The following is a 26,211-nucleotide window of genomic DNA, read 5'->3' as shown; positions in this document are numbered from 1 at the left end:
TTCTGCCGCTTGCCGCGACATCTCGGAACCCCCGGTCGCAGGTCAGCCCGCCAGCAGCGCACCCCGCGCGGCGCCCGCGAGCGCCTCGGCCAGCTCCTCGACCCGCTGCGGGTCGGCCGGGATCTGGGGCGTGGCGACGCGGAGCCAGGCGGGGCGGGGCGGCGTGGCGAACGTGCGCGACGACGGCGTGAGCACCATCCCGCGCGCCCCGAGCTCGACCAGGGCCTCGTCCTCGTTCTCGGCGCGCAGCCACACGACGAGGCCGCCCGGGGGTGTCGCGGTGCGCACGTCGCGCGCGGCGAGCGCCCGGGTCAGGTCCCGGCCCCGGTCCGCGTACCAGCGGCCGGAGTCCGTCACGAGGCTGCCGACGCCGGGGTTGGCCAGGAGGTACGCGAGCGCGTTCTGCAGGATGCGGCTCTGGGCGAGGATGCCGTGGCTGCGCAGGCGGCGCACGCCGAGCACCACGTCGCGCGCCCCGCCGACGACGGTGGTGCGCAGGTCGAGCCCGAAGGCGCGGCAGAAGGACGTGATCCGCACGACCCGACCGGGCAGCAGCTCGCCGAGGCTGAGCGGCCGCACCGGGGCCAGCGGGCCGAGCACGTCCTCCTCCAGGACCCAGGCGTCCGGGGCGTGCTGCGTGAGCACGTCGGCGAGCTCGGCGAGCCGCGGCGCGGTGACGGCGCCCTCCAGCGTGAACTCCCCGCCCGGCTGGTAGACGAAGGTGCGCGCGCCGGCGGCCAGGGCGCGCTCCAGCGCGTCGGGGAGCGGGCCGGAGGCGTCGGAGGCGACGCCGACGACGTCGAAGCCGACGGAGCGCAGGTTGCCGATGGTGCCGGAGACCGCGGGCTCCTGGACGGCGATCAGCCCGCCCGGCGCGGTGGCCGCTTCGGCGGTGAGCAGCGTGGCCTCGCCGGCTCCGCTGACGGTCACCCACTCGGCGGCGTCGAACGGCCAGTCCTGGCGCACGGCGTCGAGCAGCGCGGGCGTGATCGCCTCACGGCGCAGCGAGTTGGTCTGGGGTTCGCGCAGGCTGTGCGCGAAGGCCTCCAGCAGGTCGGGCAGCCGGTCGGTCGTGGGGTGCGCGGACGAGAGGTCCACCGAGGACCAGCCGTCGAACACGGGCGGCTCCCCCGCGCGGGGCCACAGGGGCGCGCTGGCGGGGCCGGCCACGATGGTGCCGCCGCGGCGCCGGGTGGTGACCAGGCCGCGGTCGACCAGGAGCGACCAGGTGCCCGCGATGGTCGAGCGGCCGAGGCCGGAGGCCGTGGCGACCTCCTCGATCGTGGGCAGCCGGGTGCCCGGTGCGAGCACGCCCTGCTCGATCCACGCGGTGAGCTGCTCGGCGAGCGCCGGGCCGGACAGCCCGCGCACCGAGGCGATCAGGTCGGACGGCGTGCCCGGGGTGGCACTCGCGGCGTCGGGTCCTGTGGTCGTCATCGCCCCTCGTCAGTCTGTTCCGGAACTTATCATCCAGATGTATATCAGGCGAGCGCAGGGTCGCGCGACCACCTTCCATCCGCGCGCAGCCATTGTCTCACCAGGCGGACGGCACGGGGATCGGCTTGGAGCGATCGGCCCGCCGTGGTTAACGTCTACCCGTGATCATGAATCTTCCATCACATATGGGTGTGGTGGACACGGCCGACCGGATCCGCTCCGGTCGCGAGAGCGCGCGCTCCGTCGCGGAGCATGCCCTCGCGCGGGCGGACGCCGTCGACCCGGCCGTGCGGTCCCTCGTGTGGCGCGACGACGCCGCGACGCTCGCGGACGCGGACGCCGTCGACCGCGCGCGGGCCGCCGGCGCGGACCTGCCGCCCTTCGCCGGCGTGCCGATCACGGTCAAGGACACGTTCGCGGTCGAGGGCCAGCCGTGGACCCGCGGCTCCCTCGCGATCGACGAGACGCCCGCGCCGTCGACCGACCTGCTGCCCGCCGCGGCGTTCGCGGCCGGCTTCGTCCAGCTCGGGCGCGCGGCCACGCCGGAGCTCGCCATGACCACCTCCTGCGAGAGCCCGCGCTCCGGCGTCACGCACAACCCGTGGGACCTGACCCGCTCGCCGGGCGGGTCCAGCGGCGGTTCCGCGGCGGCCGTGGCCGCCGGCATCGTGCCCGTCGCGCTCGCGAGCGACGGCGGCGGCTCCCTGCGGGTCCCGGCCGCGTTCTGCGGCCTGGTCGGCCTCAAGCCCGGCCGCGGCCTGCTCCCCCAGCGCGTCCAGGGCTGGGAGGGCGGCGCCACCGAGGGCGTCGTCACGCGCACCGTGGCCGACACCGCCGCCGTCGTCACGCACCTGGCCGCGCCCGACCCGTTGGCGTGGTCGCGCGGCCCCGCCGCCCCGGACTACCTCGCCCTGCTCGACCACGCGCCCGGCCCGCTGCGGGTCGGCCTGCTCACCCGCTCGTTCGACCCGCGCATCCAGGTCGACGCCGCGTGCGTCGCCGCGGTCGAGGACGTCGCCGCCGTGCTCCGCAGCCACGGGCACACGGTCGTCGCGCTCGACGCCCCGGAAGAGGGCGCCGAGCTCATGGACCTGTACCCGGGCGTCGTCATCCCGGCCTGGCTGCGGCAGACGCCGCTGGACCACCCCGAGCGGCTCCAGCCGTACATCCACCGCGTGATGGACCGGGCCGACACCCTCGGCGCGGCCGACTACGTGCGCGGCGCCGTCCGGATGCGCGCCCTGGCCCGCACGGTCACCGAGGCCCTGTTCGGCGCCGCCGACGTCATCCTCACCCCCACGACCGCGACCCGCGTGCCCGAGACCGGCGTCGTCCTGGACGAGCTGACCCGGCAGGCGCCGTCGCGCGACTCCGTCGTCTACGAGCGCACGCTCGCGTTCACCACCGTGCCGAGCGTGCTCGGCACCCCCGCCCTCACCCTCCCCACCCACCTGGACGACGACGGCCTGCCGCTCGGCACGCAGCTCGTCGCACCGCAGGGCGGCGAGGCCCTCCTGCTCCGGCTCGGCGCCGTCCTGGAAGGGCACTACGCCTGGGACCGCCGCCTGCCGCCCCACCACCACGAAGGAACGAGAACACGATGACCTCCCGCTCCACGCGCCGGACCGCCCGGCCCCTGACCCGCACCCTCGCCGTGACCACGGCCCTGGCCCTGACCGGCTCGCTGGCCGCCTGCTCCGCGGACGACGCGGGCGGCGACGCCGCGGACGGCGACCTGTCGGGCCGCACCCTCAAGGTCGCGGTGTACGCCGGGTCCTGGGGCGAGTCGTTCGCCAAGGCGTTCGTCGAGCCGTTCGAGGAGGAGACCGGCGCGACCGTCGAGCTCGTCCCCGGCGGCCCCGCCGACTGGCTCACCGCGCTGCGCTCCACCAAGGGCGGCACGCCCGCGTACGACGTCGTCGCGTTCACGCCCAACGTCATCCCGAGCGCGGTGTCGGCGGGCGTCGTCGCCGAGCTCGACACCGCCCGGATCGAGCAGTTCGACCAGCTCAACACCGTGCTCGCCGAGCAGAGCAACGTGGGCGGCACCCAGTACGGCGTCCCGCTGACCGTGGGCTCCACCGGCATCGCCTACCGCACCGACAAGGTCGACGAGCCGCCGACGGACTGGTCCGACCTGCTCGACCCGGCCTACTGCGGGCACGTGGCCGTCTCGCCGCTGACGTTCAACACGGGCGTCGAGTTCGTCGCGGGCCTGATCAACGAGGCCGGGGGCAGCATCACGAACCCCGACGACGTCGACGCCGCGTTCGAGCAGCTCGAGACCCTCAAGGACTGCGCCTCCACCTTCCCCGCCGACGGCACGAGCGTCGAGACCGCGCTCTCGAACGGCGACGCCTGGGTCGCGGCGCACTGGGACGGCCGCGCGTTCGTGCAGCAGAACGCGGGCGAGCCCATCGGCTTCGCCTACCCCGCCTCGGGCTCCGTGGGCGCCCTGACCTCCCTGTTCGTCACGCAGGGCACGCAGGAGGAGGAGCTCGCGTACACGTTCCTGAACTACGTGGCCTCCAGCGAGTACCAGCCCGTCTTCTCGGAGGGCACCTGGTACGCCGCCTCCAACGACCAGAACGAGTACCCCGCGCAGTTCGACGAGCAGATCACCAGCGGCAAGGGCGCGTACGACGACTTCGTCTGGGTCGACTACGAGGCCATCACCCCGCAGCTCCCGGACCTGCAGGCGCGCTGGCAGGAGATCTTCGGCTGATGACTGCGACCCAGGGCCGCGTGGAGATCCGCGGGCTCAGCGTCGGCTACGGCGGGCCGCCCGTGCTGGAGCTCGACGAGCTGACGATCGAGGCGGGCGAGTTCCTCTCGGTCCTCGGCCCGTCGGGCTGCGGCAAGTCGACGCTCCTGTCCGTGCTCGCGGGGTTCGTCGCGCCGACCAGCGGGACCGTCGCGATCGACGGGCAGGACGTCACGCACGTGGCGCCCAACCGCCGCGAGACGGGGCTGGTGTTCCAGAGCTACGCCCTGTTCCCGCACATGACGGTGCGGCGCAACCTGGAGTACGGGCTGCGCACGCGGCGCGTGCCCCGCGACGAGCGGGCCGAGCGCGTGCGCGACGCCCTGCGGCTGGTCGACCTGGTCGACTACGCGGACCGTTACCCGCAGCAGCTCTCCGGCGGCCAGCAGCAGCGCGTCGCCATCGCCCGCGCGCTGGTCACGCGGCCGCGGGTGCTGCTGCTCGACGAGCCGCTGTCCAACCTCGACGCCAAGCTGCGCCGCCAGATGCGCCACGAGCTGCGCGAGCTGCAGCGCGAGGTCGGCACCACCACCGTGTTCGTCACGCACGACCAGGCGGAGGCGCTCGCGCTGTCCGACCGGGTCGCGCTGCTCGCGCACGGCGACCTGGAGCAGCTCGGCACCCCCGAGGAGCTGTACCGCACCCCGCGCACCCGGTTCGCCGCGGACTTCGTCGGCGCCGCGAACCTCCTGCCGGTGGCGGACGGCGACGGCGGGCCCACGGTGCTGGGACGGCCGGTCCGGCTCGGCTCCGCGGGCGCGACCGTCGCGCTGCGGCCCGAGCACGTGCGGGTCGTCGAGCCGGGCGGGGACGCCGCCGCGGCGACCGTGCTCTCGGTGGGCTTCGCCGGCGAGCGGTACGAGTACCGCGTGCGCACCACGGACGGCACCGAGCTGCTCGCGAGCCCCGCGGACGGCGGACGCCGCTTCGCCGAGGACGAGAGCGTCGGGCTCACGTGGTCCGACGACGCCCTCCTGCCGCTCGGGGCGGCCTGACGTGCCGGCCACCCGCTCCCGCTCCCGCGACCTGCGCGGTCACGTCGCCGCGATCGTGCCCACGGCGTTCGTCGTGGTCGCGTTCCTGCTGCCGCTGGTCGGGCTGCTCCTGCTGAGCCTGCGGCCCACCGACCAGATGAACAACGTGCTGCCCGGGTTCACCGGCGCGCAGTACGCCGAGGTCTTCGGCACGCCCTACCTGTGGGGTTCGGTGGTCGAGAGCCTCTGGCTCGCCGTCCGGGTCAGCGTCACGTGCCTCGTCCTGGCGTTCCCGCTCGCCTGGTACCTCGCGCGGTCGACGTCGGGCGTGGGCAAGTCCCTGGTCTTCGTCATCACGCTGTCCCCGCTGCTGACCAGCGAGGTCGTGCGGTCCTTCGGCTGGCGCGTGGTCATGTCCGGCGAGGGCCCCGTCAACGTCACGCTCCAGGCCCTCGGGCTGATCGACGAGTCCCTGCCGCTGCTGCGCTCGCCGTGGACGGTGTTCCTCGCCGTCGTGCACGTGCTCCTGCCGTTCGCGGTGCTGGCCCTGTCCGCCTCGCTCGGCGCGATCGACAACCGGCTGCTGCAGGCGTCGGCCGACCTGGGCGCGTCCGCGCTGCGCACGTTCCGCTCCGTGGTGCTGCCGCTGGCCACCCCGGGCGTCGTGGCGGCGACGGTCATCGTCTTCTCCCTGAGCATGGGCGTGTACGTGACGCCGCTGCTCGTGGGCGGGGCCAACCAGTCCCTGGCCGGGCTCCGGATCCAGACCGAGGCCATGGTCGCCTTCGACCAGCCGCGCGCCGCCGCCCTGAGCTTCGTGCTCCTGGCCGTCACGCTCGCGGTCTGCGGCCTGATCGGCCTGCTGGGCCGGTTCGCCGAGAGGGGGCGTCGTGCCTGACCGTCGTGTCGTTCGCGTCACCGGCGCCGGCCGGGCCCGCGCCCGCCGCGCGCTGACGCTCGTGCCCGTGGTGCTCGTCTGCGCCTTCCTGCTGCTCCCGCTCGCCGTCGTCGCGCTGAGCTCGTTCAACGCCGGGAACAACTTCCGGTTCCCGCCGTCCGGCCTGAGCCTGCGCTGGTACGCCGAGGTGTTCGGCTCCGCGCAGTGGCTCGACTCGCTCGGCTACTCGTTGCTGCTCGTGCTGCTCGTCGTGCCGGTCGTCGTGGTGCTGGGCACCCTCGGCGGGTACGCCGTCGGCGCCGGGAACTTCCCCGGCCGGCGCGCGCTCGGCCTGCTGTTCCTGTCCCCCATGGCGGTGCCCGGCGTGATGGTCGGCCTGGCGCTCCTCTACCAGCTCCAGCGCACCGGCATGGTCGGCTCGGCGCAGGGCCTGTGGCTCGCGCACCTGGTGGTGACCTTCCCGTTCTGCGTGCGGGTCGTCGCGGTCAGCGCCGCGGCGCTGGACCCCGCGCTGCCCCGCGCCGCGCGGTCGCTCGGGGCGTCGCCGCTGCGCACCTTCCTGACCGTGACCGTGCCGCTCATGCGGCCGGGGATCGTCGCCGGGGCGTTCCTCGGCGCCGTCATCTCGCTCGGCGAGGTCGCGGTGTCCGTGCTGGTGGCGGGCGCCGGCGAGGCCACCGTGCCCGTGCGCATCTACTCCGCGGTGCAGGTCCAGCTCGAACCCACCGTCGCGGCCGTCTCCACGCTCCTGCTGCTGGTCAGCGTGGCGACCATCGCCGTGCTCGACCGCACCGTCCACGTATCGAGGTTCCTCTAGCCCATGTCATCCCCCGTGGCTGTCCCCGCAGGACGCCGTCGCTGGCGCATCGGTATCGACGTCGGCGGCACGTTCACCGACCTGGTCGCCGTCCCCGGCGACGGCGCCTCGTGGTCGCTCGCCGACGCGATCACGCACAAGGTGCCGAGCACCCCGCACGACCCCTCCGAGGGCGTCGAGACGGGGCTGGCCCAGCTCCTGGCGCGCGGGATCGCCGTCGACGACGTCGCGGCGGTGGCCCACGGCACCACGATCGGCCTGAACGCGATCCTGCAGGGCCGCGTGGCCCGGGCGGCGCTCGTGACAAGCGCGGGGCACCGGGACGTGCTGCAGATCGCCCGCGCGCGGATGCCGCGCTCGTTCGACCTGCACGCGACCCCCGCGCGCCCAGTCGTGCCGCGCGAGCACGTCCTGGAGGTGGCGCACCGGTTCGCCGCGGACGGCGCCGCCGTCGGCACCGGGGTGGACGACGCCGAGCTGGACCGGCTCGTGGAGCGGCTGACCGCCGTCGCGCCCGAGGTCGTGGCCGTGAGCCTGGTGGGCGGGTACGCGGCCCGCGAGGCCGAGCAGCTCCTGGCCGACCGGCTGGCCGCCGCCCTGGACGTCCCGGTGACGTCGGCTGCCGCGGTGTGGCCCGAGGCCGGCGAGTACGAGCGCACCACGCTCGCGCTCCTGGACGTCCAGATCACGCCGCTGATGACCGGCTACTTCACCGCGCTGCGCGAGCGCCTGCGCCGCCTGCAGGTCGACGCCCGGGTCTACATCACCACGTCGAACGGCGGCTCGGTCTCCATCGAGGACGCGATCCGGCGTCCCGTGCAGACGGTGCTCTCGGGGCCGGCCGGCGGAGTGTCCGCCGCGGCGACCGCGTGGCCCGGCACGGACATGGTCACCGTGGACATGGGCGGCACCAGCAGCGACATCGGCGTGCTGCGCGGCGGCCGCCCCGTGCTCACCACGACCGCCACCGTCGGACCGCACCCCCTGATGACGCCCGTGGTCGAGGTGTCCGCGATCGGCGCGGGCGGCGGGTCCGTGATCAGCGCCGACCGGTCGGGCGCCCGGGCGGTGCTGCGCGTCGGCCCGGCGAGCGTCGGCGCCGTGCCCGGCCCTGCCGCGTACGGCGCGGGCGGCACCCAGCCCGCGCTGACCGACGCCTACGTGCACGCCGGCGTCATCGACCCGGCTACGTTCCTGGGCGGCACGTTCCCACTGCGCGCGGACCTCGCGACGGCGGCGCTGGCGCGGGTCGCGGACGAGCTTGCGGAGGATGCCGGTGCCGACGGCGTCACCGACGCCGCGCTGCGTGTCGCGTCGGTCGGCATGGCCGCACGCCTGCGGACCGTGCTGGCCGCGCACGGCGAGGTGCCCGAGCGGTACACGTTCGTCGCCTTCGGCGGGGCCGGCGGCACGCATGCCGCGCTGCTGGCCGACGAAGTCGGCGTCCGCCGCGTGCTCGTCCCGGCCGCGGCCGGGACCTTCTGCGCGCTGGGCGCGGCGATCGCCCCGATCCGGCGCGACGTCGCGCGCACGGTGCGCACCGCCGTCGTGCCGGAGAACCTCGACGCGCTGACGGCGGCGTCGGCCGGGCTGGAGCGCGAGGTGCTGGACTGGCTGCGCACGCAGGACGTCGCCGCGGCGGGGACCGTGACGCTGAGCGCCGACCTGCGGTACGCGGGCCAGCCGACCACGCTGGAGGTGGTGCTCGCGGAGCGGCCCACCGAGGCGGGCGCGACGGAGCCGCTGCGCCTGGAGATCGGGCCGATGCTGCGCCGCTTCGCCGAGCAGCACGAGCGGGTCCACGGGTTCGCGGACCCGACCGCGACGGTGCGCGCCGAGACGCTGCGGGCGAGCGTCAGCGTGCGCCTCGGCGAGGTGCGGTCCGGGCACGGGGGCGCGGCGTTCGTGAAGACCGGCGCGCGGGACGTGCGGTACAACGGAACGCCGCGTCCGGCGAGCGTGCACACGCTCGGGTCGGACGGCGAGGCGTCGGTGACCGGCCCCGCTGTGATCGAGAAGGCGGACACGACGGTGCTCGTGCCCGCCGGGTGGACCGCGACGAGCGACGACGGCGGGAACCTGCACCTGGTGCGGGACTTTGCCGGCTCCAGTGCCGAGACCGGTATCAAGAACGAGGAGGGCTGAGCCGTGCTGACGACGGTCGAGAAGGACGTCGCCCACACGCGGCTGCAGGCCGCGGTCGAGGAGATGTGCCTGACCCTGCGACGCGCGAGCCGCAGCCTGTACGTGCGCGACGCCGCCGACTTCGCGTGCGCCGTGGCCGACCTGTCGGGCCGGTTCGTCGCCTACCCGCAGGACGTCGGCGTCTCCGGCTTCGTGGGGCTCGACCTGACCCCCGCGATCGAGGCCGCGACCGCGAGCGGGCCGCTGGCGCCCGGCGACGTGGTGCTGACCAACGACCCGTACCTCTCCGGCGGCCTCTCGACGCACCTGCCCGACGTGCACGCGATCGCGCCGCTCTTCGACGGCGACGAGCTGGTCGGGTACGGCTGGGCGTTCGTGCACGTGTCCGACGTCGGCGGGCGCGTGCCCTCCTCCGTGAGCGTGCTCAACGACTCCGTGTTCGCCGAGGGGCTGCGGATCCCGCCCCTGCGGTACGTGCGCGCCGGGACCGTGGTGCCCGAGGTCGAGGCGATCCTGGCGGCCAACTCCCGCACGCCCGAGGCCAACCGGGGCGACCTGCACGCGATGCTCGCCGCGCTGGACACCGGACGGCGGCGGGTCGGCGAGCTCACCGCCGACCTCGGCCCGGCCGGGTTCGCCGACGTCGGCGCCTTCGCCCGCGAGCAGAGCGCGGCCCGCGCCCGCAGCGCGCTGCGCGCGCTCGCCGACGGCACCTACCGTTTCGAGGACTACCTCGACAACGACGGCGTCAGCGGCGTGCCGCTGCGCGTCGTGGTCACCGCCACGGTCGACGACGGCGCCGTGCACCTCGACCTGACCGGCACCGACCCGCAGGTCGAGGCCGCGCTGAACATGGTGACGTTCGGGCGCGCGCACTCGTGGGTGGTCACGCGGCTGTTCGCGATCGTCGGCACGCTCGACCCGGCCGTGCCGCTCAACGGCGGGCTGATGGACGTCATCGGCTTCACCGCGCCGGAGGGCACGCTGCTCAACGCGACCGGCACCGCGGCGACCGGCGTGCGGCACGCTACGACGTCGCGCGTGAACGACGTCGTGTCCGGAGCGCTGGTCCAGGCCGCCCCCGAGGTGCTGCCCGCGGCGTCCAGCGGGCTGGTCGTACCCGTCGTCTTCGCGGCGGCCGACGGGTCCCGCGTGGACGTCGTCGAGCCGATGGTCGGCGGCACCGGGGCGCGGCACGGCGCCGACGGCGCGGACGGGCGCGACTCCGGCATCTCCAACCTGTCCAACAACCCGGTCGAGACCGTCGAGGCAAACGTGAGCGTGCGCGTGCTGCGCTACGCCCTGCGCGCCGACTCCGGCGGCGCCGGACGGTGGCGCGGCGGCTCCGGACTGGAGCTGGAGTTCGAGGCGCTGACCGACGGCGGGCTGCTGGCTCGCGGGCTGGAGCGGCTGCGCTTCCGGCCCTGGGGCTTCGCGGGCGGCCGGCCGGGCGCGCTGACCGAGCTCGTGGTCAACGAGGGCCGCGCCGACGAGCGGCGGCTGTCGGTCGTCGACGTGCACCCGCTGCGCGCCGGCGACCGCGTGGTGCTGCGCACCTCCGGCGCCGGCGGCTACGGCGACCCGCTGGAGCGGGACGAGGCGGCCGTGCTTGCCGATGTGGCGGCGGGGCTCGTCAGTCCTGGTGCTGCGCTGGAGGCGTACGGGGTCGTGGTGCGCGACGGCGTGCTGGACGCGGCCGCGACCGCGGCGGAACGGACGGGGCGTTCCGTTTCGGCGGCCGGTGCGGCGCACTCCCTCGGTCCCGAGCGCGAGCGCTGGGAACGGGTCTTCCCGTCCGCGCTCGCCGACCGCCTCGACGTCTACCTGCGCACGCTGCCGACGACCACGCGCGCGGCGCGGCGCCGGGAGATCCTCGGGGGCATGCTGGCCGGGCTGCCCGAGCGCTTCCCCGGCGTGGCCGCGTCCGAGGAGGCGCTCGTCGCCGCGGAGCGTCAGTTCGCGGATGCCGTGGCGGACGTGACCGGCGCAGCGTGAGCGATGCACACGCGGTGCCGTTCGACGCCGTGATCGTCGGCGGCGGACCGCGGGCCGTCGCCGTCGTCGCCCGGCTCGCCGCCCGGCGTCGGCCGGACGCGCCCTGGGGCGCGGCGCCCGACGGGACGCTGCCCGTGCTGCGGATCGCCGTCGTCGACCGGGTGGAGGTCGGCGCCGGGGCGACCTGGCGTACCGACCAGTCGCCGCTGCTGCTGAACAACACGTGGGCGGCGCGCACCACGGTGCACGCCGACGCCTCGACGCCGATGACCGGGCCCGTCGTCGCCGGGCCAGACCTCGTCGACTGGGCGCGCGCTGCGGCGTCGGACACCGAATCCCGTCCGGACACCTGGGCCTGGGACGAGGCGCGCGGGCTCGGCCCCGGTTCGTACCCGACCCGGCGGCTCCAGGGCGTCTACTACCTGGGCCAGCTCGACGAGGCCGCGCGGCGCGGGAGCATCGAGGTGGTACCGGTGCACGGCACGGTCGTGGACGTGCGCGCGGCCGGGTCCGGCCTGCGGGAGGTGGTGCTCGCGGAACCGGCCGCCGCGAGCGCCTCCGCTCGCCCGGCCGCCGCGAGCGCCGTCGTCGAACCGACGATCCTGACCACCCCCGTCGTCGTGCTCGCGCAGGGCATGATCCAGGCCCGGCGCTCCGCTCGCACCGAGCGGTTCGCCGACGCCGCCCGCGCGCATGGCCTGGTCTACGTCGAACCCGGCATGCCCGCCGAGCGCGACTGGGCCGCCGTGCCCGCCGGCGAGGACGTGCTGGTCGCGGGGCTCGGCGCGAACTTCTTCGACGTGCTCGCGCTGCTGACCGTGGGACGCGGCGGCCGGTTCGTCGACGCCGGTACCGGTGCGCCGACCGATGCCTCCGGCAGGCCGTGCGACGACGGCGGCGCCGACGGTCCCCACGCCGGCGACGCCCTGCGCTACGTGCCGAGCGGCAACGAGCCGCACCTGCTCGCGGGATCGCGGCGCGGACTGCCGTACCGGGGCAAGGGCGCGCTCGCCGACGGGCTGCCCACGCCCTACGTGGCGCGGATCGCGACGCGCGAGCGCTTCGCCGCCCTGGCGGCCCGCGCGGGCGGGCGGCCCGTGCTCGACCTGGCGCGCGACGTCTGGCCGCTGCTGTCCGCCGAGCTGGTGCTCGCCCACCTGACGGCGCTGGCCGAGCACCGCCCGTCCGCCCTGCGCCCGAGCCTGACGCCGGGCGGCCTCGCGGAACTCCTGGAGCAGTCCGCCGACCCGGTGCGCGCAGCAGCCGCCGTCGTCGTCGACCCCGCGGACGCCGTCGACCCGGCGCGCGCGGACCGGCCGCCGCTCGTCGACCCGTCGGCGTGGCACGCGTGGGTCGAGGGCTGGGTCCGCAACGAGCAGGAGTCGGTGTCGTCCCCGCTCACCTCCCCGCGCGCCCGCGTCAACCAGGCCATGGAGACGCTGCGCGGCGAGGTCGCCCGGCTCACGCGGGCGGGCGTCTTCGACGGCGCGTCCCTGGAGGCATTCGGCGAGGGCGTGCTGATCCCGCTCGGCCTGGCGCTCGCCTCGGGCCCTCCCCCACGGAGGACGGCCCAGCTCCTCGCGCTCGTCCGGGCCGGCGTCGTGGAGCTGCTCGGCGAGGACACCCGCATCGAGGTCGAGGACGACGCGTTCGTCGCCCGCAGCCGGGTGCGCGACGCCGTCCGCACCCGGGCGCTGATCGAGACCCGGATGCACCGGGGCGCCGTGAGCCCGACCGACGACCCGCTGCTGCGCGCCCTGCTCGACTCCGGCCGGGCGCGCCGGCACCCCCTGCCGACGGCCGCGGGCGGGACCGTCCCGTCGGAGAGCCTCGACGTGACCCGGGACGGCTGCGCGCTCGTGGACGCCGCGGGCGCCGCCGACGACCGGGTCGTCGTGCTCGGTATCCCCGCCGAGGCCGTGCAACGCGGCTCCGCGATCGGCGCGAGCCCGGGCGTGCCGTCCCCGCTGCTCGCGGGGGCGGACGTCGCGGCGGCGCGGATCCTCGGCGTCGTCGTGCCCGAGGCCGGCCCGTCGGACCAGCTCTAGCCGCTCGCCGCCGTCGGACGCACCTGGCTCGGGGCGTAGCCGAAGCGTCGACGGAAGGCCCGTCCGAAGGACCCCGGGTCGAGGAACCCGGAGCGCTGGCACGCCGTCTGCACGCCGTGCCCCCGTTCCAGCATGCCGTGCGCGAACTCGAGACGGATCCGCCGCACCTCGGACGCGGGTGATCGCCCGACGTCGGCGAACAGGGCCTGCAGCGATCGCACCGAGACGTGCGCCTCGGCGGCCAGGTCGGTCACGGAGAACATGGGGTCCGCGAACCGTTCGTGGATGATCGCGTACAACCCGTCGCGCAGCACTGCCCGCGACCGGGGGCGGGCGGAGGCCGGCGCCGAGTCACGCAGCCGCTCCTCAGCCCTGTGCCGCACGGCGTCGGGAGCGGTGGGCGTGAAGCTCAGGACCGTCGCGCCCGTGTCGTGGAGCCTTCTCGTCGACCAGTGCACCGGGCGTGGGTCCCCCGCACGCGTCACGAACCATTCCTGGCCCTGGTGCTCCAGTCCCTGCGCGCAGATGATCGGACACTCGTCGGGTGGATAAGCGGTCCCGTCGAGCCGGTTGCGGTGGAGCAGCTCATGACTGGGACCGCCCACGAGATCGAGCTCGTTCCGGTAGCCGAGGAAAGAGACCGCTGCCCTGTTCGCGACGACCACGGATCCTTCGGGTCCGATGACCCATAACGGAACGGGAGCCTCACTGACCACATCCGCGAGCAGCAGCCATTCCGCGGCATGCTCCGCGGTGGGTCTCGTCGGGTATTGCGCCAGTGCGGCCATCGGTTCCTCCGTTCTCCCGGGGACGGTACGCGCGGGGCGATCCCGCAGCCGTTGCGCAGACGTTTCACGCTCGTAAAAGGACGTTGCGGCTGCGCTTTCTGCGCATAACCGTTCGCAAACGGCCTGGGAGTGCGGATGCCGGTTCGGTGAGATGAAGGCACACGGGCGGTACCCGACCGCCTCTTTCCGACCGGAGATCAGATGACGACATGGAACAGCACGCGTGAGGCCGCGACGCAGGACGTCCGCACCTCCCTGCGCCGGTCGGGAACGACCTGGGCACAGGTCGCCGAAGAGATCGACCGCCCCCTGCTGTGGACCATCGCCGCGCTCCTGGGTTCACACCCTGTCCCCGCCGACGTCGCCGAGGCGGTCGGCCGGCTGCTCGGCCTTGACGAGGACACCGTCGCCGCCCTCCAGGAGCAGCCGTACCGCCTGAACGGCGACAGCCTCCGCGCGGACCCGACGATCTACCGCTTCTACGAGCTGCTGGACGTCTACGGCCCGGCCCTCAAGGAAGCCATCCACGAGGAGTTCGGCGACGGGATCATGAGCGCGATCAACTGCAACGTCGAGATCTCCCGCCGGGAGGACCCGGACGGCGACCGCGTGCGCGTCATCATCGACGGCAAGTTCCTGAAGTACCAGTGGTGACCGAGCCCTCGATACGGAGCCCCCTCATGTCTTACGTTGCCCCCAAGGACTTCGCGATCCGGATGGTCGACGCCGGCCAGGCCAAGGCGTTGATGTCCACCCGCGACACCCTCATCCGCAGCTACATGGCGGGCGCGATCCTCGCCCTGGCCGCCGCCTTCGCCGTCACCGTCAGCGTGCAGACCGGCCAGCCGCTCGTGGGGGCCGTCCTCTTCCCGGTCGGCTTCTGCATGCTGTACCTGCTCGGCTACGACCTGCTGACCGGGGTGTTCACGCTCGTCCCGCTCGCGTGGCTGGACAAGCGCCCCGGCGTGACGGGCGCGGCGGTGCTCCGCAACTGGGGGCTCGTCTTCCTGGGGAACTTCGCCGGGGCGCTGACGACCGCCCTGCTCATGGCCATCGTCTTCACCTATGGCTTCTCCAGCCCGCCGAGCGAGGTCGGCCAGGCGATCGGTGTGATCGGTGAGGGCCGGACCGTGGGGTATGCGGAGCACGGAGCGGCCGGCATGCTCACCCTTTTCGTGCGCGGAATCCTCTGCAACTGGATGGTCTCGACCGGCGTCGTCGGCGCCATGATGTCCGACAGCCTCGCGGGCAAGGTCATCGCGATGTGGATGCCGATCATGGTGTTCTTCTACATGGGTTTCGAGCATTCCGTCGTCAATATGTTCCTCTTCCCGATCGGGCTCATGCTCGGCGGCAATTTCACGATCGCCGACTACCTGATCTGGAACGAGCTGCCGACAGTGCTCGGAAATCTCGTCGGAGGACTGATGTTCGTCGGGGTCGTGATCTATCGCACGCACCTCAGGACGGCCCCGGAAAGAGCGTTGCGCTAGGCCGTCCCGTCCCGGACGGCCCGGCGGACCGACTCGTCGTGCTCGGCGTGCGCCCGGTGCAGGAGGTCCATCAGCTCGCTCTCGTCGCGGGCCTTCTGCCGGTACTTCTCGCCGAGGTTCTTGATCGTCGTCTCCTCCTCGCAGAGCGCCGCGTAGACCCGGATGCGCTCGGCGTGGTCGGCCGTGTAGCCGAGGTCCAGGTATTCCGTCGCGTGCCGGCGGGCGTTGGCGATCGCCGTCTGCGCCCGCCCGGCCTTGCTCCACAGCGACGCCACCACGGTCACCGTGATCACTCCGAGGATCACCGCGAGGGACAGGCCAGTGCTGATCTCGAAGACCGGTACCGGCTCGCCGCCGTTGATGAACGGCACGTTGTTCTCGTGCAGCGCGTGGAGCACAAGCTTGACCCCGATGAAGGCGAGGATGATGGCCAGCCCGTACGAGAGGTAGATCAGCCGGTCGAGCAGGCCGTCCAGCAGGAAGTAGAGCTGGCGCAGGCCCAGCAGCGAGAACGCGGTGGCGGTGAACACGATGTACACGTCCTGCGTCAGGCCGAAGATCGCGGGGATCGAGTCGAGCGCGAACAGCAGGTCGGTGCCGCCGATCGCCACCATGACCAGCAGCATCGGGGTCAGCGCCCGCTTGCCGTCGTGGATCGTGAACAGCTTGTCGCCGTCGTAGTCCGGGCTCGTGTGGAACAGCCTGCGGGCCACCCGCACCGCGATGTTCTCCTCGTGCCGCGACTCCGAGCTCTCCGGCTTGAGCATGTTGCCGGCGGTGACCAGCAGGATGAGGCCGAAGATGTAGAACACCCACGCGAACGAGTTGATCAGGGCCGCGCCGAGGAAGATGAACCCGGTGCGTGCGGCCAGCGAGAACGTGATGCCGAACAGCAGCACCTTCTGCTGGTCCTCCCGCGGCACGCGGAAGCTCGTCATGACGATGAGGAAGACGAACAGGTTGTCGACCGACAGCGCCTTCTCCGTGATGTAGCCGGAGAAGTACTCCGACCCCGCGGCGACCCCGCCCAGCACCAGCACGCCCACCCCGAAGAGCAGCGCGATCCCCACGTAGATCGAGGACCAGATCGCGGCCTCTCTCAGCCCGGGGACGTGCGCCTTGCGCACGTGGAAGAAGTAGTCGAAGAGGAGCAGCAGCACGATCCCTGCGACCGTGAGCGTCCAGACGAGCGGCGAGACATCCATGCGGCCTGCTTTCGGTCGAGGGACAGAGCCGCTCGCTGCCCGCGACGGTTCGGGCAACGAGGTGGCGGGTGTCCGGACGAGGCGAGGTCTTAGAGGTTACTAGTCGGGGCGGGTCGGTTCTCGTCGAACGCATGGATCTTTTCGACGTCGGGCCGAGCGACGACAACGCGGCGCCCGATCACCGGAGCCGACGTCCGTGTCAGACACGGGTGGTACTCCTGGGGCGTGACGCAGACACCGATGACCGAAGTACACGGCGACCTGCTCGAAGCGGACGTCGACGCCCTGGTGAACGCCGTGAACACCGTGGGTGTGATGGGCAAGGGCATCGCGCTGCAGTTCCGCCGCACCTACCCCGAGATGTACGACGCCTACGCCCTGGCGTGCAAGGCCGGCGAGGTCGCCGTCGGACAGATGCACGTCTGGCCGACGGGTGCGCCGATCGGTCCCAGGTACGTCGTGAACTTCCCGACGAAGAAGCACTGGCGATCGGGTTCCCAGCTCTCGTACATCGAGGACGGCCTCGTCGATCTCGTCCGCGTGATCCAGGAGCTCGAGATCCGGTCTATCGCGGTCCCGCCTCTGGGTGCGGGCCACGGTGGGCTGGACTGGACCGAGGTCCGTCCCCGGATCGAGACGGCCCTCGGCGGGCTGACGGACGTCGAGGTGCGCCTCTACGTCCCGGAGGTACGCCCGGCGGAGGCGTCGTGAGGCCATTCGCGCTACGCCCGAGTCGTGACCTACCGACCCTGGTACGACGCTTTCCCGTTGTGGAAACTCAACCCTCTTGCCCGGTCGGCACAGGCACCCAACAATCGAACGCGACAGCAGGCCGGCCAAGGGGGAACCGCCATGAAGGTGACGACGCTCGCAAGCACGTGCGACAAGAACGACTGCCCGACGATCTACGAGACCGACCGGGGCACGATCCTGGTGCAGGGTGAGACGCCGGCTGACCATGGTCTGACGATTCCGGCGCACGAGACCCTGGTGGAGATCCCTTTGGACCTGATCCGGAAGGCATTTGGTGACCGGTTTGGCGCCTAAGACCCTGGGAGACCTGTTCGATCAGTTTCAGCGCGAAGCCTTCCGGCTGGAGACTCTCGACGACTACAGCCGGTCCGGCAATGTCGACGCCTACCGGTTGTTCCTCGACGGCCAGGACAAGCCCGCCGACTACAACCTGGACTGGCTCGACGAGGTGCGCACCCACGCCGACGCGGGACGGCGCATGTACCGCGTGCATGTTCTTCGCCGGCCGCTGACGCCTTACCTGCGCTTCGAGCTCGGCTGGGGCTACGTCACCAATGCCGCGGCAGGCGAAGAGTTCTTCATCCTCGACGTCACTGACCAGCCGACGCCGCTGCCTGAACATGTCGGCGACTTCTGGCTCTTCGATTCGACCACGCCGGCCCGGTTCAACTACAGCGACGGCAAGTTCGTCGGTGCCGATGTGCTGCCGGACGACCACGGCCCGGAGTACGTCGCCTACCGGGAGACAGCCTTGGCGCACGCGGTGCCGTTCGCAGACTGGTGGGCGACGTACGGCAAGTGAATCGTTCCGAGCTGGGCGCAGCGCTGCGGGCCCTACGGCAGGCCTCTGGCACGGAGGCAAAGTTCGTGGCCCGCAGCTCTGTCATGTCCGCGAGCAAGCTGAGCAAGATCGAGACAGGCAAGCTCTCCCCCAGTGCCGACGACGTCGACCGAATCCTGAGCTCCATCGGTGTGTCCGACGCGGTCAAGGCGGAGTACATGGAGGCCGCTCGTGCGGTGGCAACCGAGGCCACGGCCTGGCGCCTGATCCAACGCGCCGGTCTGCACAAGGCACAGAAGCAGCTGCAAGCCGTCGAGGCCGACATGGATCTGCTTCGGGTGTTCCAGCCCGCACTCGTGCCGGGTCTGCTGCAGACGCCGGAATACATGCGGGCGATCCTGTCTCGGCACGACGACCTCACCCAGGAGACGGTGCGACGCACCATGAGCGCACGGCTCGAGCGCCAGGAAGTCCTCTACGACGAGAACAAGACCCTGCGCTTCGTCATCACCGAACCGGTCCTGCGGTGGCTGATCGTACCGACGGCGGTCATGGCCGGGCAGCTGGACCGACTGATTTCTCTGACTCGGCTGCCGAACATCGACCTGCGGGTCGTGCCGCTGGCCGGCGCTCAGCGGGACATTCCTAACCACGCTTTCGTGGTCCGCGATGACCGCTCCGTGAGCGTGGAGACGGTGCACGCGAAGGTCGTGGTGACCGACCCTCGGGACGTCGCCCTCTACCTCGACAAGTTCGACGGTTTCGCCGAACAAGGCATCTCTGGCGAGGCATTGAAGCCCTTCCTCGAAGGCGTTCGAGACGACCTTGTGCGGCAACGGGAAAGCGACTAGTACCGACCCGAGAACGGCCTCAGGATCATTCCCAGAGCAAGCGCACCTGGGGAGGTCCGACAATGAAAAAGCCACCGGCGGGAACGGCAACGCATCTGATCGCGCTCGACATCGACGGCACGCTGATCGGCCGGGACGACAGGGTGCCGCCCGAGACGGTCCAAGCCTTGGAGCTGGTGCGCGCCAGTGGACATCACGTCGTGCTGGCAACCGGAAGGTCACTTGTCGGGCTGCTCGCTGCCGCCCGGAGGCTGGGCCTCGCCGAGGGATCGGCGGTCTGTTCCAACGGAGCTCTGACAGTACGTCTCGACCGGGACACGCCTTCGGGATACGTGGTGGAGGAGGCTCGCACCTTCAGCCCGGGCCTGGTAATCCACCAGGCGAACCGGCTGTCGCCTGGCATAGATGTCGCAGTCGAGGACGTTGGCTGGGGCTGGCGCGTGAACCACGAGTTCGGACCTGGGCTGCTCAACGGACCGCAGAAACTGACGCCGCTCGAAGATCTCGTGGCAGGACAGGCTTCGCGAGTTGCGCTCCACGCCAACCAGGTCGCCGACCACGCGGATGCGCTCCGTCACCTCGAAATCACCGTGACGCCAGCGGGCCACAGCTGGCTCGACGTCACGGCGCCCAGAACAAGCAAGGCCACAGCACTGGAACAGATCCGTCGTCTGCTCGGAGTCGCACCTGAGCACACCGTTGCGGTCGGGGACGGCCTCAACGACATCAACATGTTGGGCTGGGCGGCACGTGGCGTCGCCATGGGGCACGCACCTGACGCTGTGCGTGAGGCAGCCGACGAGACCACAGGGACGATCGCAGACAACGGGGCACTCCCGATCCTCCTGTCACTGGTCCCAGTCCCCGCACGCCGGCCTGGCTTGTCACAGTTAGGGGCACAGCTCGCCGCAGCCGCCCACACCGCCGCCGAACGTGCGCCGGGCCCCGTCGTGGTCCGGGTCTGGCACGGGTCCAGTCCCGACCTCGCTGGGTGTGAGGTCCACACGCTCCGGGCGGGTCGATGGGTTCGGCACGCGCCGATTCCAGCCGGCAGAGCCTCTACCATGCGCGACGTCGAACGCGCCGCTCGCGAAGCCGGCCTCACCTACCCGCGCGGCGAGGAGGGACGGCGACGTGCCCACTGGCGCACGACCGCACTCAGGCCCGGGGCCAGACCGGCCCAGTTCGAACTCCCACTGACCTACGCCTGACCCGCTCCGCTCGATCAGAGAAGCGTTGCGGTCGATAGCCGACGCCGCACCGGCTCCCGTGCGGTGACCACCTGGCAGATAGATCGCCCGACCACCCTGGTCAGAGCGCCGCCGGCACCCAGGGTTCACCCCGAGTCCCCCACGCAGAAGATCGTCTCGGGGTCGGACGACGCCGCCACCCTGCACTTGTTTGGATGGCCGTCATGAGCGCACCCGACACGGCCCTCGCGGCCCCGACCCCGACCGGCACCGCCCGCCCCCGCTGGCGGTTCATCGACTCGCTGCGCGGCTTCGCCGTGCTCGGGATCCTGCTGGTCAACGCCGTGGACATCACCCGGCTCGGCATGGCCCGTGTGATGGAGGGCGGCGCCCCGGTCCAGGACCCGGTGCTCGACGCGCTCTACCTCACGGTGCAGACCCGGTTCGTGCCGATCTTCATGTTCCTGTTCGGCATGAGCCTGTGGATCGTGCTCGACGGCGCGCGGGCGCGTGCCGAGCGGCCGGTGCTCGTGCTGGTGCGCCGGCTCCTGGCGCTGTCGGTCATCGGCGGGCTGCTGATGATCGCCTACCCGGGCAACGTGCTGATCGAGTACGGCGTCGTCGGACTGCTGGTGCTGCCCGTCGTGGCGTTCGCCCCGCGCTGGGTCACCCTGGCCGGCGGCGCAGCGCTCACGGCCGTGGCCTACGCGATGTTCGGCGGCGGGCTGGCCTCCGTCCCGGGAGTCATCCTGCTCGGCGCGGGCGCCGCCGCCTACGGCCTGCCCAAGGCGCTGGAGTCGTCCGGCCGCGTGGTCGCGATCGTGTTCGCCGCGGCCGCCGTGCTGACCGGACCGGCTCTGTACTGGCAGCTCAGCACGCCCGGCGGCGACCCCCGCTTCTCGACGGCGGGCTCCGTGGCCGGCCTGGTCATGGCCGTGCTGTACACCACCGGCCTGGCGCTGCTCTGGCGCACCCCGGCGCGCCGGGCCATCGCCGCGTTCTTCGAGCCGCTGGGCCGGATGGCGCTGACCAACTACGTGGGCGCGGCGATCGTGGTGGCGCTGACCGCGCTGGTCGTGGACTTCGGCCACATGACCAGCGCGGCGCCCGTGGTGGTCCTGGCCCTGGTGCTGATCGTGGCGCAGTCCCTGCTCAGCCGGCTCTGGCTCCGGCACTTCGTCTACGGGCCCGTCGAATGGCTGTGGCGCACCGCGACCTGGCTCCGGCCCGCGAGCATGCGGCGTCGGGTCGCCGCGACCGAAGGTCAGTAGGCAAATACCTAAAGGGTGTAGGCTGGGTCCATGACCCGCACACCCCTGACGTCCGCCTCGGTGATCGCCGAGGCGGCGGCGCTGGCCGACGAGAGCGGGTTGGAGGCAGTCACGCTCTCGGCGGTCGCCCGCCGCCTCGGCGTCCGCACGCCCAGCCTGTACTCGCACGTCCGGGACCATGCGGCGCTCCTCGACGGCGTCAGCGCCGTCGCCCTGGCGGACCTGTCCGCCCGGGTCGCCGAGGCGGTCGCGGGCCGTTCCGGGCTCCCCGCGCTGGAGGGCCTGGCCGAGGCACATCGCGCGTTCGCCCGGCAGTCGCCGGGCCGGTGGCAGGCGCTCCAGCGCCGGGCGGGGCCCCCGGTGGTCGCCTCCGACGCCGCCCGGTCGATCGTCGCCCTCACCGACGCCGTCCTGCGCGGCTACGACATCCCGGCCGGCGAGCGCGTGCACGTGACGCGGCTGCTCGGCAGCACGATCAACGGCTACCTCGCCCTGGAGCGCATCGGCAGCTTCGACCACAGCGCGCCCGACCCCGAGGTGTCGTGGCGCCGGACCATCGTCGCGCTCGACACCCTCCTGCGGGCCTGGCCCGCCGAGTGAACAAGGAACATCCCATGCTCAGCACACCCCTGACCCCCTCCCTCGTCCACGGCGCGGCCGAGGTCGAGACCACGACCCGCGGCCTGCGTCCGCACCGGCTCCCGCAGTGGGCCCGCACGCAGTTCCCCGACCCGCACCTGCTGATGATGGAGGCCCAGCCCTCCGGCGTCCGCGTGGTCTTCACGACGACGGCGCGCACCGTCGCCCTGGAGACCCACCCCTCGCGGCTCGCCTACCGTGGCGCGGACCGCCCGCGCGGCAGCGTCGACCTCGTGGTCGACGGCGCCGTCGTGGCGAGCAGCCCGCTCGCCGACGGCGACGTGATCGAGTCCGACCTGCAGACCGGTGCCACCGAGTTCCGGCCCGGCCCCTCGCACACCACGATGTTCGACGGCCTGCCCGCTGGCAACAAGCTCGTCGAGCTCTGGCTGCCGCACAACGAGTCGGTCGAGCTGGTCGGCCTGCGCACCGACGAGCCCGTCATCCCGGTGGAGCCGGACCGCCGGGTGTGGCTGCACCACGGCAGCTCCATCAGCCACGGTTCCAACGCGAGCACGCCCACCCAGATCTGGCCCGCCGTCGCGGCGCTCCGCGGGGACGTCGAGCTGCGCAACCTCGGGTTCGGGGGCAACGCACTCGTGGACCCGTTCGTCGCGCGCACGATCCGGGACGCGCCCGCCGACCTGATCAGCGTCAAGCTCGGCATCAACGTCGTCAACCTCGACGGGATGCGGCTGCGCACCTTCGTCCCGGCCGTCCATGGGTTCCTCGACACGATCCGGGACGGGCACCCGACCACGCCGCTCCTGCTGGCCTCGCCCATCTTCTGCGGCATCCACGAGGACACCCCCGGCCCGGGCGCCGTCGACCCGGCCACCCTCGGCACCGACCAGGTGCGCTTCCTCGCCACGGGCCGCCCCGAGGAGGCGCAGCAGGGCAAGCTCACCCTCCGCGTCATCCGCGACGCGCTGGCCTCGGTCGTCGAGCGCCGCGCGGACGACCCGAACCTGCACTACCTCGACGGCACCGCGCTGTACGGGGCGGACGACGCCGTCGTGCACCCCCTGCCGGACGCGCTGCACCCCGACACCGCCACGCACCGGCTGATCGGCGAGCGGTTCGCCGACCACGTGTTCGCTCAGGCGGGCCCGTTCGGGCGGCCCGCCGGCGTCACGGCGCGGGCGTAGCGGCCGGCGCCGGCGCCGGGAAGACAGCCGCCGTCACGAACCGGCCGTCCTCGATCCGCACGGTGAGCTCGCCGCCGTCGTCCGCCACGCGGCGCCTGAGGGTGGCGAGCCCGCGCAGCTCGGGGAGCGTGTCGTCGGCGACGCCGTCGTTGACCACGGTGAGGCCGTGCCCGGTGAGCTCGATGCGGACCAGCGTGGCCCGCGAGTGCCGCAGGATGTTCGTCGTCGTCTCCCGGAGCACCTGCGCCAGGAGGTCGGTCGCCCCGGCGCCGGCCTCTGCCCGGCGGTCCACGCGCACACGCATGCCCGCCGCCTCCAGGAGGTTGCGGGCGTTCTCGAGCTCCGCGGACAGGTTGAGCTTGCGCTGCCCGTAGGCCAGCTCCTTGGTCTGCGCGATCGTGTCGCCCACCAGGGTGTACATCTCGGCCAGCTCCTGCTCCACGCGCGCGGTGTCGCTGTGCAGCAGCTTCTGGGCCAGCGCGATCTTCAGCTTGACCACGTGCAGGGTGTGCCCCTGGATGTCGTGCAGGTCGCTCGCGAACCGCATCCGCTCGCGCACCACCGCGAGCTCCGCGTCGCGCTCGCGCGCCTCCTCCAGCTCCGCCATGACGTCGTAGAACCCCTTGTTGGGGAACATCAGGCCGATCAGCACCACGGTGATCCCGGTCGGGATGACGACGTTCCCGAGCAGCTCGTCCACCCCGGGGTCGGCGGCGCGGGCCAGACCCAGCGCGCCGACCGCCGCCACGTAGGCGGCGATCCCGACCGCCGCCGCGGCGCGGTGGCGCGGGAGCTGGGCGACGCTCATGCCGCCGATGACGGCGAGCGAGTAGTACGCCGCCTGCGGGTCGCCGTCCATCGCCAGCACCCCGTAGGGCCAGACGGCGGCGGCCACCAGGAGGCACGGCAGCGCGACCCGGGTGATCTCGCCGACCGTCCAGCGCTCGAAGGCCACCACCACCGCGACGATGCCGAGCCCCAGGACGACGACGTCCAGGAGGGTCTGCGCCTGGCGCACCAGCATGAACACGCCGACGGCCACGAGTAGCGGCAACATCATCGACAGGTTGAGCGTGCGGAACCGCCGCCGCGAGAGCCGGGTGGCGGAGGGCGACCAGGGGGCCGCGGGGAACGGGCCGCGCCCCGGGCGAGCAGATCCGGCGTTCATGGGTGGGTCTTCTCGTCGATCGGCAGGGGACCCCTCCCAGTATGGTCGCCGCGCGCGGGCGCAGCAGTGACGCTGCGTCATACGTTCCGCCCCGGGATGTCATGGCGCGGACCTGACGTCAGCACACTGGTCCGGGACGCCCGCAGCGGGTGTGCTGGAGGGCATGACGACAACCCCCGCCATCGACATCGACCGACTGAACGTCACCTACGGGGACTTCCACGCGGTCAAGGACCTCTCGTTCCAGGTGGAGCAGGGCGAGCTGTACGCGCTGCTGGGCACCAACGGCGCGGGCAAGACCTCGACCCTGGAGGTCGTCGAGGGGCACCGCCGGGCGACGTCGGGCACGGTGCGCGTGCTCGGCAAGGACCCCGCCGACCGCCGCGCGGTGCGGCCCCGGATGGGGATCATGCTCCAGGAGAGCGGGTTCTCCCCCGACCTCACCGTCGCCGAGACGGTCCGCCTCATCGGGAAGCTGAGCGGCCGGACCGACTCGGCGGAGCGGGTGCTGGGCGTCGTCGACATGACCCGCAAGGCCGACACCCGGGTCTCGCAGCTCTCCGGCGGCGAGAAGCGGCGGCTCGACTTCGCCACCGCGGTGTACGGGCGGCCCGAGCTGGTCTTCCTGGACGAGCCCACGACCGGGCTGGACATCCAGTCGCGCGACGCGCTGTGGGACGCCGTCGAGCAGCTCCGCGAGGACGGGTCCACCGTGGTGCTCACGACCCACTACCTGGAGGAGGCGCAGCAGCGCGCCGACCGCATCGGCCTGATGCACGACGGCGCGTTCCGCCACCAGGGCACCGTGGCCGAGCTGACCCGCACCCTGCCGGCGGCCATCCAGTTCTCGCTGCCGCCGGGTGCGCCCGCGCCCCTGCTGCAGGCCGCGCCACTGGCCGACGGGTCCTACCAGATCGAGACGTTCGACCTGCAGCAGGACCTCAAGCTGCTCCTCGACTGGGCCCACGCACACTCCGTCGAGCTGGTCGGCCTGTCCGCCGCGCCGACCCGGCTCGACGACGTGTTCCGCGCCATCGAGGCCACCCCCGTCCCCGCCTGACCCCGAGCCCCGACTTCGAGATCCGAGAAACGGAAACGACCATGCTCTCCATCGCGCGCAGCGAGCTGACCCAGATCCTCCGCAACCGGGCCGTGCTGATCACCAGCCTGATCATGCCCGTTGCGGCCAGCGTCTTCTTCATCCGGTTCCGGGAGACGTTCGAGCAGATCGGCAGCCTCGGCTACATCGGCGCCGTGATCGTCTTCACCATCGCCGCGTTCAGCCTCTACGCCACCACGGTGACCACCCTGGCCGCCCGTCGTCAGGACCTCTTCCTCAAGCGCCTGCGGTCCACCGCCGCGAGCGACGGCTCCATCCTGACCGGCCTGGTGCTGCCGATCAGCGTCCTGTCCGCCGTCCAGGTGGGCGTGATCCTCGCGGTGTTCGCCGGGCTGAGCGGCGGGCCCGCCGACGTGCCGCTCCTGGTGCTGGCCGTCGTCGCGACGTTCGTCATGATGCTCGCCCTGGGGCTGGCCACCGCGGGGATCACGAACTCCCCCGAGCACGCCCAGGTCACCTCGCTGCCCCTGAGCCTCGGGGTCGTGGCCGTGACGAGCTGGGTGGGGATCACCGGCACGGAGGACCTCACGCTGCTCAAGCGGCTGCTGCCCGGCGGCGCGGCCACGGAGCTGATCGTCAACGCCTGGAACGGCGGCGTGCCGCTCGGCGACTCGCTGCTGCTGCTCGCGCCCACGCTCGCCTGGGTGGTCGTGGCGGTCACGCTCGCCCTGCGCATGTTCCGCTGGGAGCCGCGGCGCTGAGCCGCGGTCCCGCGCACGACGGCGC

Annotated in this window: 24 protein-coding genes; 20 read left to right on the top strand and 4 right to left on the bottom strand. The window is 72.8% G+C overall.

What is annotated here, in order from left to right:
- Positions 1-42: 42 nt before the first annotated feature.
- Positions 43-1,437 (bottom strand): aminotransferase class I/II-fold pyridoxal phosphate-dependent enzyme, encoded by a 1,395-nt coding sequence (locus ACFWEJ_RS03175; protein WP_377227755.1) that lies wholly within the window; start codon positions 1,435-1,437, stop codon positions 43-45.
- A 191-nt stretch (positions 1,438-1,628) separates the two neighbouring features.
- Between ACFWEJ_RS03175 and ACFWEJ_RS03170 the strand changes: the two genes are divergently transcribed.
- From ACFWEJ_RS03170 to ACFWEJ_RS03135, 8 genes are read left to right on the top strand one after another with little or no spacing between them, the layout of a single operon-like run.
- Positions 1,629-3,041 carry an amidase gene (locus ACFWEJ_RS03170; RefSeq protein WP_377227754.1) on the top strand — a complete coding sequence of 471 codons (1,413 nt, stop codon included), beginning with the start codon at positions 1,629-1,631 and terminating at the stop codon, positions 3,039-3,041.
- Positions 3,038-4,162, top strand: coding sequence for a PotD/PotF family extracellular solute-binding protein (locus tag ACFWEJ_RS03165; RefSeq protein ID WP_377227753.1), 1,125 nt, complete (start codon positions 3,038-3,040; stop codon positions 4,160-4,162). The genes ACFWEJ_RS03170 and ACFWEJ_RS03165 overlap by 4 nt, the downstream gene beginning before the upstream one ends.
- Positions 4,162-5,196: an ABC transporter ATP-binding protein gene (locus ACFWEJ_RS03160; RefSeq protein WP_377227752.1), complete on the top strand. Its 1,035-nt coding sequence runs from the start codon at positions 4,162-4,164 to the stop codon at positions 5,194-5,196. The genes ACFWEJ_RS03165 and ACFWEJ_RS03160 overlap by 1 nt, the downstream gene beginning before the upstream one ends.
- Before the next feature lies 1 nt (position 5,197).
- Complete coding sequence (locus ACFWEJ_RS03155; RefSeq protein ID WP_377227751.1) at positions 5,198-6,073, top strand: ABC transporter permease; 876 nt, start codon at positions 5,198-5,200, stop codon at positions 6,071-6,073.
- Positions 6,066-6,890 carry an ABC transporter permease gene (locus ACFWEJ_RS03150; RefSeq protein ID WP_377227750.1) on the top strand — a complete coding sequence of 275 codons (825 nt, stop codon included), beginning with the start codon at positions 6,066-6,068 and terminating at the stop codon, positions 6,888-6,890. The genes ACFWEJ_RS03155 and ACFWEJ_RS03150 overlap by 8 nt, the downstream gene beginning before the upstream one ends.
- A 3-nt stretch (positions 6,891-6,893) precedes the next feature.
- Positions 6,894-9,035 carry a hydantoinase/oxoprolinase family protein gene (locus ACFWEJ_RS03145; protein ID WP_377227749.1) on the top strand — a complete coding sequence of 714 codons (2,142 nt, stop codon included), beginning with the start codon at positions 6,894-6,896 and terminating at the stop codon, positions 9,033-9,035.
- Between the two features lie 3 nt (positions 9,036-9,038).
- Entirely contained in the window at positions 9,039-11,030 is a 1,992-nt protein-coding gene (locus tag ACFWEJ_RS03140; RefSeq protein WP_377227748.1) for a hydantoinase B/oxoprolinase family protein, read from the top strand.
- Complete coding sequence (locus ACFWEJ_RS03135) at positions 11,027-13,078, top strand: FAD/NAD(P)-binding protein (protein ID WP_377227747.1); 2,052 nt, start codon at positions 11,027-11,029, stop codon at positions 13,076-13,078. The genes ACFWEJ_RS03140 and ACFWEJ_RS03135 overlap by 4 nt, the downstream gene beginning before the upstream one ends.
- Here ACFWEJ_RS03135 and ACFWEJ_RS03130 read toward each other — a convergent pair.
- The gene (locus tag ACFWEJ_RS03130) at positions 13,075-13,743 is read right to left on the bottom strand and encodes a helix-turn-helix domain-containing protein (protein WP_377227746.1); all 669 of its coding nucleotides are present in this window, start codon (positions 13,741-13,743) and stop codon (positions 13,075-13,077) included. The genes ACFWEJ_RS03135 and ACFWEJ_RS03130 overlap by 4 nt on opposite strands.
- A 324-nt stretch (positions 13,744-14,067) precedes the next feature.
- Here ACFWEJ_RS03130 and cynS point away from each other — a divergent pair, with 324 nt between their 5' ends.
- Positions 14,068-14,520 (top strand): cyanase, encoded by a 453-nt coding sequence (gene cynS, locus ACFWEJ_RS03125; protein WP_377227745.1) that lies wholly within the window; start codon positions 14,068-14,070, stop codon positions 14,518-14,520.
- A 26-nt stretch (positions 14,521-14,546) separates the two neighbouring features.
- The gene (locus ACFWEJ_RS03120) at positions 14,547-15,359 is read left to right on the top strand and encodes a formate/nitrite transporter family protein (protein ID WP_377227772.1); all 813 of its coding nucleotides are present in this window, start codon (positions 14,547-14,549) and stop codon (positions 15,357-15,359) included.
- Here the strand turns inward: ACFWEJ_RS03120 and ACFWEJ_RS03115 are convergent.
- Positions 15,356-16,564: a TerC family protein gene (locus tag ACFWEJ_RS03115; protein ID WP_377227744.1), complete on the bottom strand. Its 1,209-nt coding sequence runs from the start codon at positions 16,562-16,564 to the stop codon at positions 15,356-15,358. The two genes, ACFWEJ_RS03120 and ACFWEJ_RS03115, sit on opposite strands and share 4 nt — an antisense overlap.
- A 240-nt stretch (positions 16,565-16,804) precedes the next feature.
- Between ACFWEJ_RS03115 and ACFWEJ_RS03110 the strand changes: the two genes are divergently transcribed.
- The 8 genes from ACFWEJ_RS03110 (at position 16,805) to ACFWEJ_RS03075 (ending at position 23,197) form a co-directional block, all read left to right on the top strand.
- The gene (locus ACFWEJ_RS03110) at positions 16,805-17,275 is read left to right on the top strand and encodes a macro domain-containing protein (protein ID WP_377227743.1); all 471 of its coding nucleotides are present in this window, start codon (positions 16,805-16,807) and stop codon (positions 17,273-17,275) included.
- Positions 17,276-17,299: 24 nt separating this feature from the next.
- Positions 17,300-17,611 carry a hypothetical protein gene (locus ACFWEJ_RS03105; protein WP_377227742.1) on the top strand — a complete coding sequence of 104 codons (312 nt, stop codon included), beginning with the start codon at positions 17,300-17,302 and terminating at the stop codon, positions 17,609-17,611.
- A complete protein-coding gene (locus tag ACFWEJ_RS03100) occupies positions 17,592-18,119 on the top strand; it encodes a DUF6879 family protein (protein ID WP_377227741.1) in 528 nt (175 codons plus the stop codon). The genes ACFWEJ_RS03105 and ACFWEJ_RS03100 overlap by 20 nt, the downstream gene beginning before the upstream one ends.
- A complete protein-coding gene (locus ACFWEJ_RS03095; RefSeq protein WP_377227740.1) occupies positions 18,098-18,949 on the top strand; it encodes a helix-turn-helix domain-containing protein in 852 nt (283 codons plus the stop codon). Before ACFWEJ_RS03100 ends, ACFWEJ_RS03095 begins: the two co-directional genes overlap by 22 nt.
- A 62-nt stretch (positions 18,950-19,011) precedes the next feature.
- The gene (locus ACFWEJ_RS03090) at positions 19,012-20,160 is read left to right on the top strand and encodes an HAD family hydrolase (protein WP_377227739.1); all 1,149 of its coding nucleotides are present in this window, start codon (positions 19,012-19,014) and stop codon (positions 20,158-20,160) included.
- A gap of 203 nt (positions 20,161-20,363) precedes the next feature.
- Complete coding sequence (locus ACFWEJ_RS03085; RefSeq protein WP_377227738.1) at positions 20,364-21,410, top strand: DUF418 domain-containing protein; 1,047 nt, start codon at positions 20,364-20,366, stop codon at positions 21,408-21,410.
- 30 nt (positions 21,411-21,440) lie between these two features.
- Positions 21,441-22,010, top strand: coding sequence for a TetR/AcrR family transcriptional regulator (locus ACFWEJ_RS03080; RefSeq protein WP_377227737.1), 570 nt, complete (start codon positions 21,441-21,443; stop codon positions 22,008-22,010).
- Positions 22,011-22,024: 14 nt separating this feature from the next.
- Positions 22,025-23,197, top strand: coding sequence for a GDSL-type esterase/lipase family protein (locus ACFWEJ_RS03075; RefSeq protein WP_377227736.1), 1,173 nt, complete (start codon positions 22,025-22,027; stop codon positions 23,195-23,197).
- Here the strand turns inward: ACFWEJ_RS03075 and ACFWEJ_RS03070 are convergent.
- Positions 23,181-24,365: a sensor histidine kinase gene (locus ACFWEJ_RS03070; RefSeq protein WP_377227735.1), complete on the bottom strand. Its 1,185-nt coding sequence runs from the start codon at positions 24,363-24,365 to the stop codon at positions 23,181-23,183. The two genes, ACFWEJ_RS03075 and ACFWEJ_RS03070, sit on opposite strands and share 17 nt — an antisense overlap.
- 163 nt (positions 24,366-24,528) lie before the next feature.
- Here ACFWEJ_RS03070 and ACFWEJ_RS03065 point away from each other — a divergent pair, with 163 nt between their 5' ends.
- Entirely contained in the window at positions 24,529-25,425 is an 897-nt protein-coding gene (locus tag ACFWEJ_RS03065; RefSeq protein ID WP_377227734.1) for an ABC transporter ATP-binding protein, read from the top strand.
- Between the two features lie 41 nt (positions 25,426-25,466).
- Complete coding sequence (locus tag ACFWEJ_RS03060) at positions 25,467-26,186, top strand: ABC transporter permease (RefSeq protein ID WP_377227733.1); 720 nt, start codon at positions 25,467-25,469, stop codon at positions 26,184-26,186.
- Positions 26,187-26,211: the final 25 nt, after the last annotated feature.

It is taken from the genome of Promicromonospora sp. NPDC060204 (genome assembly GCF_042728455.1).
Taxonomy (GTDB): Bacteria; Actinomycetota; Actinomycetes; order Actinomycetales; family Cellulomonadaceae; genus Promicromonospora.
This window is presented reverse-complemented; position numbering and strand designations above follow the sequence as displayed.

Bases quoted from the DNA above. Each gene is read 5' to 3' on its own strand.
- ACFWEJ_RS03175 (WP_377227755.1), bottom strand. From the start codon at position 1,437: ATGACGACCACAGGACCCGACGCCGCGAGTGCCACCCCGGGCACGCCG.
- ACFWEJ_RS03060 (WP_377227733.1), top strand. From the start codon at position 25,467: ATGCTCTCCATCGCGCGCAGCGAGCTGACCCAGATCCTCCGCAACCGG.
- ACFWEJ_RS03090 (WP_377227739.1), top strand. From the start codon at position 19,012: ATGAAAAAGCCACCGGCGGGAACGGCAACGCATCTGATCGCGCTCGAC.
- cynS (WP_377227745.1), top strand. From the start codon at position 14,068: ATGACGACATGGAACAGCACGCGTGAGGCCGCGACGCAGGACGTCCGC.
- ACFWEJ_RS03065 (WP_377227734.1), top strand. From the start codon at position 24,529: ATGACGACAACCCCCGCCATCGACATCGACCGACTGAACGTCACCTAC.
- ACFWEJ_RS03070 (WP_377227735.1), bottom strand. From the start codon at position 24,365: ATGAACGCCGGATCTGCTCGCCCGGGGCGCGGCCCGTTCCCCGCGGCC.
- ACFWEJ_RS03160 (WP_377227752.1), top strand. From the start codon at position 4,162: ATGACTGCGACCCAGGGCCGCGTGGAGATCCGCGGGCTCAGCGTCGGC.
- ACFWEJ_RS03115 (WP_377227744.1), bottom strand. From the start codon at position 16,564: ATGGATGTCTCGCCGCTCGTCTGGACGCTCACGGTCGCAGGGATCGTG.
- ACFWEJ_RS03085 (WP_377227738.1), top strand. From the start codon at position 20,364: ATGAGCGCACCCGACACGGCCCTCGCGGCCCCGACCCCGACCGGCACC.
- ACFWEJ_RS03080 (WP_377227737.1), top strand. From the start codon at position 21,441: ATGACCCGCACACCCCTGACGTCCGCCTCGGTGATCGCCGAGGCGGCG.
- ACFWEJ_RS03075 (WP_377227736.1), top strand. From the start codon at position 22,025: ATGCTCAGCACACCCCTGACCCCCTCCCTCGTCCACGGCGCGGCCGAG.
- ACFWEJ_RS03165 (WP_377227753.1), top strand. From the start codon at position 3,038: ATGACCTCCCGCTCCACGCGCCGGACCGCCCGGCCCCTGACCCGCACC.
- ACFWEJ_RS03145 (WP_377227749.1), top strand. From the start codon at position 6,894: ATGTCATCCCCCGTGGCTGTCCCCGCAGGACGCCGTCGCTGGCGCATC.
- ACFWEJ_RS03110 (WP_377227743.1), top strand. From the start codon at position 16,805: ATGACCGAAGTACACGGCGACCTGCTCGAAGCGGACGTCGACGCCCTG.
- ACFWEJ_RS03120 (WP_377227772.1), top strand. From the start codon at position 14,547: ATGTCTTACGTTGCCCCCAAGGACTTCGCGATCCGGATGGTCGACGCC.